Below are 14,122 nucleotides of genomic sequence, written 5' to 3' on the forward strand. Positions count from 1 at the left end.
AAAATAAAACAAAAAAAAACAAAAAAAACCCGGGCCCCGGCGCGCCGGCCCCCCCCCCCCGGCCCCGGGGGACGCAGCGGGGGACGGGCGCGCGCGGCGCGCCGGGAGCACGGGGGAGGGACCGGTGGTGCGCGACGATCGGCCGGCCGCGGAGGTGCACAACTTCCTGGGCCGGCCGGGTCCGCGGCGCAGCACGCGCACGCTGGCCGACCACCTGAGCCCGCGCCCGGCGCGCCCGGTCCCGCCCGCGGCGCCCGCCGCGCCGGCGGCCGGCGCCCGCCCCGCCCCCGCGCCGGCCCCGCGGCCCGCTGCGCGCCCCTCGCCCGCCCCGGGCCCGGCCCCCGCGCCGCGACCGGAGACCCGGCCGGCCCCGCCGGCCGCGCCGCCCACCCGGGCGGCAGCGGCGCCACCCGCACCACCGGCACCGCCCGCACCGGTCGCCGCCGTCGGGCTGGCCCGGCGCTCGGAGGAGCTGCTCGTCCTCGACGACGAGCGGCCCGTCGCGCGCGTGCCGGCCGCCGAGCGCGGCTCCGGCACCCTGCGGGTGCTGCTGCAGTGGGAACCGCGGGTGACCGCCTCCGGGGTGCGCCGCTCCACGGACCTGCACCTGGGGTGCCTGTGGCAGACGCGCGAGCGCCGCGACGGCCTGGTGCAGTCGCTGGGGGACCTGCTGGCCGCGCCCGGCTACGGCGCCCGCCAGGTGCTGCGCATGGGTGCGCGCACCGAGGACGGCGAGGAGCTCCTCGTGGACACCCGCCACCTGGACCTGCTGCGCCGGCTGGTGCTGTACGTCTACGCGGTGCGCCCCGAGCCGCCGGACTACGCGGCGCTCGCCCCGCGCCTGACCCTGCGCCGGCGCGACGGCTCGCGCCTGCAGGCGCGGGCCACGGGTGCACCCGCCGGGGCGCGCACCTGTGCGCTGGTCTCGATCCACGACGTGGGCGGCGACCTGGTGGTGCGCCGCGAGAACGAGTTCTTCATCGGTCCGCAGCGCGAGGTCGCCGAGGCCTACGGCTTCGACGACATCGCCTGGACCCCCGACGGCACCCTGCCGCGCACCACCTGAGCGACCCGGCGCCGCCGGGCGCACCGACCGAGAGCACCGATCGAGAAGGAGCACGCACGTGGTCGACCTCACCAAGGGCCAGAAGCTGTCGCTGAGCAAGTCCGGCGGCGGGCAGCTCACCCGCGTCTCCATGGGGCTGGGCTGGGACGCCGTCGCCAAGGGCTTCCTGGGCCGCAAGAAGTCCATCGACGTGGACCTGGACGCCTCCTGCCTGATGTTCGACGCCTCCGGCCAGCTGGTGGACACCGCGTGGTTCCAGCAGCTGCGCAGCAAGGACGGCTCGGTGACCCACACCGGCGACAACCTCACCGGCGAGGGCGAGGGCGACGACGAGGTCATCGTCGTGGACCTGCCTGCGGTGCCCGCGCGGGTCACCACCCTGGTCTTCACCGTGAACAGCTTCACCGGCCAGGACTTCTCCTCCGTGCAGAACGCCTACTGCCGCCTGCTGGACACCGCCCAGCCGCAGGCGGTGGAGCTGGCGCGCTACGAGCTGACCGGCTCCGGCAGCCACACCGCGCAGGTCATGGCCAAGCTCAGCCGCGAGGGCTCCGGCTGGGCGATGACCGCCCTGGGCCAGGTCGCCTCCGGGCGCACCTTCCGCGACCTGCTGCCGGCGATCACCCCGCACCTCTGACCGGCCCCGCCCCGGCCCCCGCCCCCTCCGACCCGCCCACCTCTCCAACCCGACGGGAGGACGAGCGCCGACGTGCGCCACTTCGCCGAGCTCGACCCCGCGCGCACCGACGCGCTCTTCCTGCACCCGCCGCAGCCGGTGGACCTCAGCGCCGGGCGCGACGAGCTCGCCGTCGCGCTCGGCGCCACGCTGTACTGCCCCGCCACGCGCGAGCGCCTGGCCGGCGACCTGCTGCGCCTGGTCCGGCGCGGGGTGCTCAGCGCGGTCGCCTGCCTGGAGGACTCCGTGCCCGACGACCTCGTCGGGCGGGCGGAGGAGACCCTCGTGCGGGAGCTGGCGGACCTGGCCCGCCGCCCGGAGTGGGCCGGCGGGCCGCCGCTGATGCTGTTCCTGCGCGCGCGCACCCCCGAGCAGCTGCTCACCGTCGTCGAGCGCAGCGGGGTGGGCCTGGACTGCCTGCAGGGCTTCGTGCTGCCGAAGTTCGGCGGCACCGGCCGGCCCTCCCCGCAGCGCTGGATGGACGCGGTGCGGCGCGCCTCGGACCTGGCCGGCCGGCGGCTGTGGGCGATGCCCGTGCTGGAGAGCCGCGACATCGCCCACCTCGACACCCGCCGCGAGGCGCTGTTCGCCGTGCGCGACGTCCTGGACGCCCACCGCGACCTCGTGCTCGCGGTGCGCACCGGGGCCACCGACCTGTCGGCCGCCTACGGCCTGCGCCGCCCGCGCGGGGCGACGGTGTGGGACGTGCGGGTCGTCGCCGACGTCCTGGGCGACGTCATCAACGTCCTGGGGCGCGCCGACGGCAGCGGCTACCCCATCACCGCCCCGGTGTGGGAGCACTTCACCTCCGGCGAGCGGGTCTTCCGCACCACCCTGTCGGCCGGCCCGTTCGCCGGCTCCGGCGCCGAGGAGCTGCGCGAGCAGCTCATCGCCGAGGACCTCGACGGCCTGGTGCGCGAGCTGGAGCTGGACCGCGTCAACGGCCTGCAGGGCAAGACGGTCATCCACCCCTCGCACGTGGCCGTCGTGCACGCGATGTCGGTGGTCACGCACGAGGACCACTGCGACGCCTCCGACGTGCTGGCGCAGGCCGCCGGCGGGGTGATGGCCTCCAGCTACCGCAACAAGATGAACGAGGCCGGGCCGCACCGGCCGTGGGCCGAGCGGGTCCTGGCCCGCGCCCGCGCCTTCGGCGTGGCCCGCGAGCACGTCTCCTACGCGCACCTGCTGCGCGCGCAGGACGACGCCTGGCAGGCGTTCGCCGCGCCCGGGGACGCCGGGGACGCCGGGGACGCGGCGGTGCGCGCGTGAGGGCGGCGCCCGCCTGGCCCGGCGCGTGGGTGGGCGAGCACCTGGGCGTGGAGCTGACCGGCCCGCCCGGCGCGGACGGGCTGGACGTGCGCGCGCTGCTGGGCCTGGCGCTGCGCCGCAACCCGCGCCGCGCGCACCTGCTGGTCTCCACGGTGCTCGGCAAGCACGTGCCCACCGACCCGCGCCTGGTGCGCGCCGCCGGGCTGCGCCTGGGCGCGCTCGCCGCGGGCGCCCTGGGCGCCGCGCCGGGCCCGGGGGCGGACCCGGCGGACTGGCGCGCCGCGCTGGACCCCGCCGGCGGCGCCGGGGCCGGGGCCGCCGCGGCGCGGGTGCTCACCGCCCTCGAGGCGGCCGTCGCCACCGCCGCCGTGCCCGCGGCGCTCGTGGTCGGCTACGCCGAGACCGCCACCGGCCTGGGGCAGGCCGTCGCCGACGCCCTGGGCGCGGCGCACCTGCACTCCACCCGCCGCGCGGTGCCCGGCGCCGCCGGGTACGCCGGCTTCGAGGAGGAGCACTCGCACGCCACCGGCCACCAGCTGCTGCCCGCGGACCCGGCCGTGCTGGCGCGGCTCGGCGACCCGGCGGCACCGCTGGTCCTCGTCGACGACGAGCTGTCCACCGGCCGCACCGTGGCGAACACCCTGCGGGCCCTGCACGCCCTGACCCCGCGCGAGCGCTACGTCGTGGCCGGGCTGGTGGACGTGCGCTCGCCCGCCGACCGCGCGCGCCTGGACGAGCTGGCCGGCGAGCTGGGCGCCCGCGTGGACGTCGTGGCGCTGGCCGCCGGGAGCGTGCACCTGCCCGGGGGCGTGCTGGAGCGGGGGGCGGCGCTGGCGGCGCGCACCGCGCCGGTGGTCCCGCGCGCGCTGCCCGTCCCCGGCCCGGAGGTCGAGGCGGTGGTGCCGTGGCCGGCGCACGTGCCCACCACGGCCCGCTTCGGCACCGGGCCCGGCCACGCCGCCGCCGCCGCGCAGGCGGCCGCGGCCGCCGCCGACGCGCTCGCCGCGCGGCTGGGCGGCGACGTGCTGGTGCTGGCCAGCGAGGAGCTGATGCACGCGCCGCTGCTGCTGGCGCTGGAGCTGACCCGCCGGCTGCCGGGGCAGGTGCGCTTCTCCTCCACCACGCGCTCACCGGTCCTGGCTCTCGACGCCGAGGGCTACGCGGTGCGCTCCTCGGTCGCCTTCACCAGCCACGACCCGGCCGTGGACGGCCCCGGGGCGCGCTACGCCCACAACGCCGACCGCACCGCGCCGGGCGGGCCGCGCTGGGACGACCTCGTCCTCGTCATGGACTCCGCCTCCGACCCCGCCGCGCTGGGCGCCCCCGACGGTGCGGCGGCCGCGCTCGCCCCGCTGGCCGGGCGCCTGCACCTGGTCACCCTGCCCGCCGACGTCTGGAGCCGGACCCCGTGAGCACCGCCCTGCCCGAGCCCCTGCGGGGCCCGGCGTTCTCCAGCTACGCCGCCGACGAGGTCGGCTGGCTGCTCACCGACCTGTCGAGGGTGGCGCTGGAGGCGCCGGCGGAGGAGCGCGAGGAGGCCGTGCAGTCCGGCGGCGCCCACTACGCGGAGTCGCTGCCGGTGGAGTACGTGCCCGGCGAGGAGTACCGGGCGCTGTTCGAGGCCGCCCTGCACCGCAGCGCCCGCCGCGTCGCCCTGGGCGTCGCGGTGGTCGCCGAGCTGCTGCGCGCCGAGCGCGGCGAGGACCTCGTGCTGGCGTCCCTGGCGCGCGCGGGCACACCGGTGGGGGTGCTGCTCCGCCGCTGGGCGGCGCGCTCGGGCGCGCGCTGGCCGCACTACGCGGTGTCCATCGTGCGCGGCCGGGGCCTGGACGCCCTGGCGCTGCGCTGGCTGGCCGAGCACCACGACCCGGCGCGGGTGGTGTTCGTCGACGCCTGGACCGGCAAGGGCGCCATCGCCCGCGAGCTGGCCGGGGCGCTGGCGGCCGCCGGGGGGCGGGGCTTCTCCCCGGACCTGGCGGTGCTCACCGACCCGGGCTCGTGCGTGCGCACCTTCGGCAGCCGGCAGGACTACCTCGTGCCCTCGGCGTGCCTGAACTCCACCGTCTCCGGCCTGGTCAGCCGCACCGTGCTCAACGACCGGCTCATCGGCCCGGGCCGCTTCCACGGCGCGAAGTTCTACGCCGACCTGGCCGGCGCGGACGTCTCGCGCCGCTTCCTCGACGTCGTGGCGCAGCGCTTCGACGAGGTGGCCGCCGACGTCCCGGCGGCGCTGGCCGCGGTGCGCGCCGGCGAGCGCACCCCGACGTTCGCCGGGTGGGCGCAGGTGGAGGAGGTCTCCGCGGAGTTCGGCATCGGCGACGTCAACCTCGTCAAGCCCGGGGTGGGCGAGACCACGCGGGTGCTGCTGCGGCGGGTGCCGTGGCGGGTGCTGGTGCGCCCGGCCGCGGAGCTGGAGCACCCCGACGACCTGGCGCACCTGCACCTGCTGGCCGGGCAGCGCGGCGTGCCCGTGCAGGAGGTGCCCGGCCTGGCCTACAGCGCGATCGGCCTGGTCCACCCGCGCTTCACGCGCGGCGCCAGCGGCGCCGACGGCCGCAGCGCGCACGCCCCCGCGGCGCGGGCGGCGCGGGTGGCGCGGTGACGGCCGCGGCGGGCGCGGCGGCGGTGCCCGGCGCGCAGCGGCTGCTGGCGGCCAGCGACCTGGACCAGACACTGGTGTTCTCCCGGCGCTCGGCCGAGGTGGACGTGGCGGGCCTGGTGCCGGTGGAGGAGTACGACGGGCGCACGATCTCCTGGGTGACGCCCGCGGCCTGGGAGCTGCTGGGCGCGCTGGTGGCCTCGGGGGCGTTCGTGCCGGCGACGACGCGCACCGCGGAGCAGTACCTGCGCATCCGCTGGCCGCACCGCCCCCCGCACCTGGCGGTGTGCGCGAACGGCGGCGTGATCCTCGTCGACGGCGCACCGGACGAGGCGTGGACGGCCCGGGTGCGCGCCCGGCTGGCCGGCTGCGCGCCGCTGGAGCGGGTGCACGCCGAGGTGGCGCGGGCCGTGGCCGCCGCGCACGCCGCGGTGCCCGGCTCGGAGGGACCGGCGGTGCGCGACGTGCCGGGGCTGTTCTGCTACGCGGTGCTGCGCGACGGGCAGCGCGCGGCGCTGGAGGGCCCGCTGCTGGGCGACCTGACCGTCCTGCTGGACGGCTGGGGGTACGCGGTGTCCCTGCAGGGCCGCAAGCTGTACGCGGTGCCGCGGCCCCTGACGAAGTCGGCGGCGGTGGCGGAGGTGGTGCGCCGCGGCGGGTTCGCCGGGTCCGTGGCCGCCGGGGACTCCCTGCTGGACGCGGACCTGCTGGCGGCCGCGCGCGCCGCGGTGCGCCCCGGGCACGGCGAGCTGTTCCGCTCCGGGTGGGAGCACCCGCGGGTGCGGCTGTTGGCGTCCTCCGGCGCGGCGGCGGGGGAGGAGACCGCCCGCTGGCTGCTGGCGGCGGTGGCGCCGGGCTCGGCGTCGGGTCTGGTGCCGGCTCAGAAGGAGTGCTCGGGCCCGGGGAAGGTGCCCCCGCGCACGTCCTCGGCGTAGGCGCGCGCCGCGTCGCCCAGCACGGCGCGCAGGTCCGCGTACCGCTTGACGAAGCGCGCGGTGCGCTCGGACAGCCCGGCGAGGTCCTGCCACACCAGCACCTGCGCGTCGCAGCCGGGGCCCGCGCCGATGCCGACGGTGGGCACCGCCAGCTCGCGCGTGACCCGCTCGGCGACGTCCGCGGGCACCATCTCCAGCACCACCGAGAACGCCCCGGCCCGCTCGAGAGCGCGCGCGTCCTCGAGCAGCGCCCCGGCGGCGTCGCCTCGACCCTGCACCCGGTAGCCGCCCAGGGCGTGCTCGGCCTGCGGGGTGAACCCCACGTGCCCCATGACGGGCACCCCGGCGTCCACCAGCGCCCGCACCCGCGAGGCGCTGCGCACCCCGCCCTCCAGCTTCACCGCGTGCGCGCCGCCCTCCTTCAACAGCCGCACCCCCGAGGCCACCGCCAGGGCGTCGGAGGCCTCGTAGGTGCCGAACGGCAGGTCCGCCACCACCAGGGCGTGCGGGGCGCCGCGCACCACCGCGCGCACCATCGGCAGCAGGTCCTCCAGCGAGATCCCCAGCGTGCTGGGCATGCCCAGCACCGTGTTCGCCGCCGAGTCGCCCACCAGCAGGACGGGGATGCCGGCCTCGTCGAAGACCGCGGCGCTCAGCACGTCGTAGCTGGTGAGCATCGCCCACCGCTCGCCGCGCTCCTTCATCTGCTGCAGGTGGTGCACCCGCGTGCGGCGGCGGGGGGCGGGCGCCTCGCTGGCGTAGCTCACTTCAGCACCTCCCGCGCGGCCCGGTCGGGGACCACCGGGGGAGCCAGCCCCGGGCCCGCCGCCGGCTCGCGCCAGCGGCTGGAGACCGGCAGGCGGCGGTCCCGCCCGAACGCCTTGTAGGAGATCTTCGTGCCCGGCGCGAACTGCCGGCGCTTCCACTCCGCGCGGTCCACCAGCGTGACCACCGAGTCCACCAGGTTCGCGTCGAAACCCTGCTCGAGCATCTCCGCCCGGCCGAGGTCGCCCTCGACGTAGTCCTCCAGGATCGCGTCGAGCACCTCGTACGGCGGCAGGGAGTCCTGGTCGGTCTGGCCCGGGCGCAGCTCCGCCGAGGGCGGCTTGGTCAGGGTGCTCTCCGGGATCGGCGGCTGCTCCCCGCGCGCGGCGGCGGTGGCGTTGCGCCAGCGCGACAGCTCCTGCACCAGGGTCTTGGGCACGTCCTTCAGCGGCGCGAAACCGCCGACGGAGTCGCCGTACAGGGTGGAGTAGCCCACCGCCAGCTCGCTCTTGTTGCTCGTCGCCAGCGCCAGGTGCCCCTCCTGGTTGGCCAGGCCCATCAGGGTCGTGCCGCGCACCCGCGCCTGCAGGTTCTCCTCCGCCACGCCCGTCAGCGGCACCGTGGCCAGGAACGCCTCGACCACCGGGGCGATCGAGAAGCGCCGCAGCTCGAACCCGCAGCGGCGCGCCAGCTCCTCGGCGTCGTCGCGCGAGTGCTGCGAGGAGTACGCCGAGGGCAGCGAGACGCCCACCACGTTCTCCGGCCCGATCGCGTCGCACGCCAGGGAGGCCACCAGTGCGGAGTCGATCCCGCCGGAGACGGCCACGACGACGGAGCGGAAGCCGTTCTTGCGCACGTAGTCGCGCAGGCCCAGCACCAGGGCGGCGTGCACGTCGGCGACGTCCGGCAGCGGCTCGTGCACCACGGCCGGGCGCGGCTCGTACGCCTCCACGGGCGCCTCGGCGACGGTGACGCGCTGCACCGCGCCCTTCCAGTCCGGGGAGGTGTCCGCCGCCGCCAGCTCCAGGTCCGCCACCACCAGGGCCTCGGTGAACTGCGGCCCGCGCGCCAGCACCCGCCCGCCGGCGTCCACCACCAGGGAGTCGCCGTCGAAGACCAGCTCGTCCTGCCCGCCGACGGCGTTGACGTACGCGACGGGGCACCCGGCCTCCGCGGCGCGCCGGGCGGCCAGCTCCAGGCGCACGTCGTCCTTGTTGCGCTCGTAGGGGGAGGCGTTGAGCACCGCCAGCAGCCCGGCCCCGGCGTCGCCGGCCACCTGCACCGGCCCGCCGTCCTGCCACAGGTCCTCGCAGATCACCACGGCCACGTCCACGCCGCGCACCCGCACCACGAGCAGCTCCTCGCCGGGCACGAAGATGCGGTGCTCGTCGAAGACGCCGTAGTTGGGCAGGTGGTGCTTGGCGTAGCGGGCCGCCACCCGGCCGCGGTGCAGCACCGCCGCGCAGTTCTGCGGCAGGTCGCGCCCGCCGGCCGGCCCGCCCGGGCGCCGGGCGCCGCGCTCGCGCTCGGGTGCGCGGTCCACGTAGCCGACCACTACGACGAGCTCGCCGAGGCCGTCGTCGGCCAGCTCCGCCGCCAGCCGGCCCACCGCGCGCTTGGAGGCGTCCACGAAGGAGCGGCGCAGCGCCAGGTCCTCCACCGGGTAGCCGGTCACGGCGGTCTCCGGGAAGAGCGCCAGGTGCGCGCCCTCGCCCGCCGCGCGGCGGGCCCACTCGCGCACCGCGCGCACGTTGGCGTCGAGGTCCCCGACGGTGGTGTCGACCTGCGCCATGGCCACCCGCAGCTGAGGCATGGCGCCACCCTAGTGAGGAGCGCGCGCGGCCCGTCAGGCCGGTGGCCGACCCCCGCGCCCCGCGCCGCCGGGCACCCGCGCACCGCGGGGCCCGCATGGGGGAGGATGGGCGGCCCAGGGAGCCGACGACCGCCGGCGGCCCCGACGGACCACGACGGGAAGGGTGGCGATGGACCGCCAGCAGGAGTTCGTGCTGCGCACGCTGGAGGAGCGGGACATCCGCTTCGTCCGGTTGTGGTTCACCGACGTCATCGGGACGCTGAAGTCGGTGGCCATCGCGCCGGCCGAGCTCGAGGGCGCCTTCGGGGAGGGCATCGGCTTCGACGGCTCCGCCATCGAGGGCCTCTCGCGCGTGTCCGAGTCGGACATGCTCCTCAAGCCCGAGCCCTCGACCTTCCAGGTGCTGCCCTGGCGCACCACCGACGACCACCAGGGCACCGCGCGCATCTTCTGCGACATCCTCACGCCCGACGGGCAGCCGGCGCGCTCGGACCCGCGCAACGTGCTCAAGCGCGCCCTGGACCGCGCCGCCCAGCACGGCTACACCTTCTACACGCACCCCGAGATCGAGTTCTACCTCTTCAAGGGGCCCCTGCAGCGCGGCGCGGTGCCCGAGCCGGTGGACTACGTCGGCTACTTCGACAACCACCCCGGCGGCACCACCACCGACTTCCGCCGCGAGGCCATCTCCGTGCTGGAGAGCATGGGCATCTCCGTGGAGTTCAGCCACCACGAGGGCGGCCCGGGCCAGAACGAGATCGACCTGCGCTACGCCGACGCCCTGACGACCGCGGACAACGTCATGACGTTCCGCACGGTCCTCAAGGAGGTCGCCGGCGAGATGGGGCTGTACGCCAGCTTCATGCCCAAGCCCCTGGAGGGGCAGCCCGGCTCCGGCATGCACACCCACCTCTCGCTCTTCGACGGCGACGCCAACGCCTTCTACGAGGCCGGCGCGGAGTACCAGCTCTCGCGCACCGGCCGGCAGTTCATCGCCGGCATCCTGCGCCACGCCGCCGAGATCACCGCGGTGACGAACCAGTTCGTCAACTCCTACAAGCGCCTGTGGGGCGGCGGCGAGGCCCCCAGCTACGTCAGCTGGGGCCACAACAACCGCTCCGCGCTGGTGCGCGTGCCCATGTACAAGCCCAGCAAGGCGCAGTCCGTGCGGGTGGAGTACCGGGCGCTGGACTCCTCGTGCAACCCCTACCTCGCCTTCGCGCTGCTGCTCAGCGCCGGCCTGAAGGGGATCGAGGAGGGCTACGACCTGCCCGACGGCGCCGAGGACGACGTGTGGTCGCTCACCGACGCCGAGCGCCGCTCCATGGGCATCGAGCCGCTGCCGCAGAGCCTGGAGCACGCCATCGCCGTCATGGAGCGCTCCGAGCTGGTCGCCGAGGCCCTCGGCGAGGGCGTGTTCGACTTCTTCCTGCGCAACAAGCGGGCCGAGTGGTCCGACTACCGCGCGCAGGTCACCCCGTTCGAGCTGCAGCGCTACCTGCCCCTGCTGTGAGCAGCGCGCCCGGGCGCCGCACCAGCGCCACCGCGCAGCTGGCCCGGGCGGGGTTCACCGACCCCGCCCGGGGCCTGCGGCTGCTGCGCGACGCCGCGCTGGCCGGCGTCGTGCGCGTCGGCGGCGACGGCGAGCCGCTGGACGACGCGGTCACCACCTCCCTGGTGCGCGCCCTGGGCCGCACCGCCGACCCCGACCAGGCGCTGCTGGGCCTGGTGCGCTGGGCGGAGGCGCTGGCGGTGCTCGGCGGCGCGCCCGCCGCGCGCGGGCGGGACCTGCTGCGCGGGGACGACCCGGACGCCGGGCCGGGCACCCGTGCCCGGCTGCTGGCCGTGCTCGGCGGCTCCGTGGCCCTGGGCGACCACCTCGTGCGCCACCCCGGGCACTGGACGGTGCTGGTCTCCGGCACCGCCCCCGACCCCGGCGAGCTGCGCGCGGAGCTGCTGCGCGCCGTGGGCGCCGACCCCGCCGCGCCCGTGCCCGTCGCCGAGCCGGCCGCCGCCGGCACCCCCGGCGCCGAGGCGCTGCGGGTGGCCTACCGCCGCCGCCTGGTGGGCCTGGCCGGGCGCGACCTGGCCGCCGCCGACCCCACCGCCGTGCTGCACGAGACCTCCGCGGAGCTGGCCGACCTGGCCGCCGCGGCGCTGGAGACCGCCCTGGCGCTGGCGCGCGCCGAGGTGCCCGGCGGCGGGGCGGAGTGCCGCCTGGCCGTCATCGGCATGGGCAAGACCGGCGGGCGGGAGCTGAACTACCTCTCCGACGTCGACGTCGTCTACGTCGCCGAGGCCGTCGAGGGCGCCGACGAGGACGCCGCGCTGCGCGCCGGCGCCAAGCTCGCCGCCGCGCTGCAGCGCATCTGCTCCGCCCCCACCGCCGAGGGCTCGCTGTGGGAGGTCGACGCCGCCCTGCGCCCGGAGGGCAAGCAGGGCCCGCTGGTGCGCACCCTGGACAGCCACCTGGAGTACTACCGCCGCTGGGCCAAGACGTGGGAGTTCCAGGCGCTGCTCAAGGCCCGCCCCGTCGCCGGCGACCTCGCGCTGGGCCGCGACTACGTGCGCGGCATCGCGCCGATGGTCTGGAGCGCCGGCGAGCGCGAGGGCTTCGTGGAGGACGTGCAGGCCATGCGCCGGCGCGTGGAGGCCCTCATCCCCTCCAAGGAGGCCGAGCGCCAGCTGAAGCTGGGCAGCGGCGGCCTGCGCGACGTGGAGTTCTCCATCCAGCTCCTGCAGATGGTGCACGGGCGCACCGACGAGCGGCTGCGCCGCAGCGCCAACACCCTGGAGGCCCTGGACGCCCTGGCCGCGTACGGCTACGTCGGCCGCCACGACGCCGGCGAGCTGGACCGCGACTACCGGCTGCTGCGCTCGCTGGAGCACCGCATCCAGCTGCACCGGCTGCGCCGCACCCACGTGCTGCCCACCGCCGAGGCGGACCTGCGCCGCCTGGGGCGCTCCCTGGGCCTGCGCGGGGACCCCGTCGCCGGGCTGGACGACGTGTGGCGCGGCACCCGGCGCGACGTGCGCCGGCTGCACGAGAAGCTCTTCTACCGCCCGCTGCTGAGCGCGGTGGCCCGCCTGTCCAGCGCCGACGCGCGCCTGGACGCCCAGCTCAGCCCCGAGGCCGCCCGCGCCCGCCTGGCCGCCCTGGGCTACCGCGACCCCGCCGGCGCGCTGCGCCACCTGGAGGCCCTCACCTCCGGCGTCAGCCGCCGCGCCAGCATCCAGCGCACCCTGCTGCCGGTGATGCTCGCCTGGTTCGCCGACGGCGCCGACCCCGACGCCGGGCTGCTGGCGTACCGGCGGGTGTCCGAGGCGCTGGCCGGCACCCAGTGGTACCTGACGATGCTGCGGGACTCCGGCGCCGCCGCCGAGCGGCTGGCCTCGGTCCTGTCGGCCGCGCGGCTGCCGGTGGACCTGCTCATGAAGAGCCCCGAGGCGGTGGCCGTCTTCGCCGACGACGAGCGGCTGGCGCCCTACGACGTCTCCGAGGTCATCGCCGACGCCGCCGCGGCCGCCGCCCGCCGGGCCGAGCCGTCCACCGCCGTGCAGGCCGCCCGCGGGGTGCGCCGGCGCGAGCTGTTCCGCACCGTCGTGGCCGACCTCGTCGGCGCCCGCGACCTCGCCGGCGTGGGCCGGGCGCTGGCCGACGCCGACCAGGCCGTGCTCGACGTGGCGCTGCGGGTCAGCGCGCACGCAGTGGCCGAGCGCACCGGCGCGCCGCTGCCCACCCGCCTGCTCGTGGTGGGCATGGGTCGCCTCGGCGGCGCCGAGACCGGCTACGGCAGCGACGCCGACGTGCTGTTCGTGCACGCCCCGCTCCCCGGCGCCGCCGAGGGCGAGGCGCAGCGCGCCGCCACCGAGGTCGTCGCCGAGCTGCGCCGCCAGCTCGGCGCCCCGGGGCCCGAGCCGGCGCTGGAGGTGGACGCCGACCTGCGCCCGGAGGGGCGCAACGGGCCCCTGGTGCGCTCGCTGTCCAGCTACCGCGCCTACTACGAGCGCTGGTCGCAGCCCTGGGAGGCGCAGGCGCTGCTGCGCGCGCGCCCGGTGGCCGGCGACGCGGACCTGGGGGAGGAGTTCCTCGCCCTGGTGGACCCGCTGCGCTGGCCCGTCGGGGGGCTCTCCGAGGCCGACGTGCGCGAGGTGCGCCGCATCAAGGCCCGCGTGGAGGCCGAGCGGCTGCCGCGCGGGGCGGACCCGCTGCGCCACCTCAAGCTCGGCCGCGGCGGCACCTCGGACGTGGAGTGGACCGCGCAGCTGCTGCAGCTGCGCCACGCCGGCGAGCACGAGGGGCTGCGCACCACCTCCACCGTCGGCGCCCTCAGCGGCGCGGTGCGCGCCGGGGTGCTCGACGCCGCCGACGCCGAGGTCCTCGTGGGCGCCTGGACGCTGGCCTCGCGCGCGCGCAACGCGGTGGCGCTGTGGCGCGGCAAGCCGGGCGACTCGCTGCCCACGCACGTGCGTGACCTGGACGGCGTGGCCCGGCTCTTCGGGTTCGAGCCCGGCTCGGCGGCGGAGTTCGAGGAGCTGTACCTGCGCACCACCCGCCGCTGCCGCGCCGTCGTCGAACGCGTCTTCTACGGGCGCTGACCGGGGCGTCGACCCGGGTGCCGGTCCGGCCGCATGATCCGCGGCGACGGGGGGTAGGGGGCCGGTGACGCCGCTCCCGCGGTGCTCGTCCGGCCACAGGAAGGACCGCACGTGAGCGAGAACCCCGACCAGGACGTCGAGCTGGAGGACGTCGGCAGCGGTGACGCGGCCAAGCGCGTCGGCCAGGCCCCCACGGCCACCGGTGTCGACGACCCCGAGCGCTCGTCGCGCAACACGGCCGCCGGCAGCGGCTCGCAGCCCAGCGACGGGCCGGTCCAGCCCGCCGCCGACGAGGACGTGGACACCGCGGCGAGCATCGAGCCGCACAACGAGGGCCGCGCCTGAGGGAACCCCGCTCCGCGGTCAGCGCCCCGGTGCCCCCGCCGGGCACCGGGGC

At 77.5% G+C, this 14,122-nt stretch carries 9 protein-coding genes and 1 pseudogene; 8 read left to right on the forward strand and 2 right to left on the reverse strand.

All coding sequences use genetic code 11. From position 1 onward, the window contains the following. The first annotated feature begins 124 nt into the window (after positions 1-124). The 5 genes and pseudogenes from ACRYR7_RS19425 (at position 125) to ACRYR7_RS19445 (ending at position 6,548) form a co-directional block, all read left to right on the forward strand. A complete protein-coding gene (locus ACRYR7_RS19425) occupies positions 125-1,066 on the forward strand; it encodes a hypothetical protein (RefSeq protein WP_432573763.1) in 942 nt (313 codons plus the stop codon). Between the two features lie 58 nt (positions 1,067-1,124). Next, positions 1,125-1,703 carry a TerD family protein gene (locus tag ACRYR7_RS19430; protein WP_432573764.1) on the forward strand — a complete coding sequence of 193 codons (579 nt, stop codon included), beginning with the start codon at positions 1,125-1,127 and terminating at the stop codon, positions 1,701-1,703. Positions 1,704-1,775: 72 nt separating this feature from the next. Then, positions 1,776-3,014: an HpcH/HpaI aldolase/citrate lyase family protein gene (locus ACRYR7_RS19435; protein WP_432573765.1), complete on the forward strand. Its 1,239-nt coding sequence runs from the start codon at positions 1,776-1,778 to the stop codon at positions 3,012-3,014. Beyond that, positions 3,011-5,616 (forward strand): annotated as a pseudogene (locus ACRYR7_RS19440) (phosphoribosyltransferase domain-containing protein). The gene ACRYR7_RS19435 and the pseudogene ACRYR7_RS19440 overlap by 4 nt, the downstream one beginning before the upstream one ends. Then, positions 5,613-6,548, forward strand: coding sequence for an HAD family hydrolase (locus ACRYR7_RS19445; protein WP_432573766.1), 936 nt, complete (start codon positions 5,613-5,615; stop codon positions 6,546-6,548). The pseudogene ACRYR7_RS19440 and the gene ACRYR7_RS19445 overlap by 4 nt, the downstream one beginning before the upstream one ends. On the opposite strand, the gene panB is transcribed toward ACRYR7_RS19445, so the two are convergent. Further along, positions 6,494-7,390 (reverse strand): 3-methyl-2-oxobutanoate hydroxymethyltransferase, encoded by an 897-nt coding sequence (gene panB, locus ACRYR7_RS19450; protein ID WP_432573770.1) that lies wholly within the window; start codon positions 7,388-7,390, stop codon positions 6,494-6,496. The genes ACRYR7_RS19445 and panB overlap by 55 nt on opposite strands. Continuing rightward, the gene (locus ACRYR7_RS19455; protein WP_432573767.1) at positions 7,312-9,126 is read right to left on the reverse strand and encodes an NAD+ synthase; all 1,815 of its coding nucleotides are present in this window, start codon (positions 9,124-9,126) and stop codon (positions 7,312-7,314) included. Before ACRYR7_RS19455 ends, panB begins: the two co-directional genes overlap by 79 nt. 169 nt (positions 9,127-9,295) lie before the next feature. Here ACRYR7_RS19455 and ACRYR7_RS19460 point away from each other — a divergent pair, with 169 nt between their 5' ends. The 3 genes from ACRYR7_RS19460 to ACRYR7_RS19470 all read left to right on the forward strand — a co-directional run bounded on the left by ACRYR7_RS19460 (position 9,296) and on the right by ACRYR7_RS19470 (position 14,070). Beyond that, entirely contained in the window at positions 9,296-10,639 is a 1,344-nt protein-coding gene (locus ACRYR7_RS19460) for a glutamine synthetase family protein (RefSeq protein ID WP_432573771.1), read from the forward strand. Continuing rightward, positions 10,636-13,725 carry a bifunctional [glutamine synthetase] adenylyltransferase/[glutamine synthetase]-adenylyl-L-tyrosine phosphorylase gene (locus ACRYR7_RS19465; protein ID WP_432573768.1) on the forward strand — a complete coding sequence of 1,030 codons (3,090 nt, stop codon included), beginning with the start codon at positions 10,636-10,638 and terminating at the stop codon, positions 13,723-13,725. The genes ACRYR7_RS19460 and ACRYR7_RS19465 overlap by 4 nt, the downstream gene beginning before the upstream one ends. 111 nt (positions 13,726-13,836) lie before the next feature. Next, positions 13,837-14,070 carry a hypothetical protein gene (locus ACRYR7_RS19470; RefSeq protein ID WP_432573769.1) on the forward strand — a complete coding sequence of 78 codons (234 nt, stop codon included), beginning with the start codon at positions 13,837-13,839 and terminating at the stop codon, positions 14,068-14,070. The last annotated feature ends 52 nt before the right edge of the window (positions 14,071-14,122 follow it).

The sequence above is a fragment of the Kineococcus gurbantunggutensis genome (assembly GCF_050871925.1).
In the GTDB taxonomy this organism is placed as follows: domain Bacteria; phylum Actinomycetota; class Actinomycetes; order Actinomycetales; family Kineococcaceae; genus Kineococcus.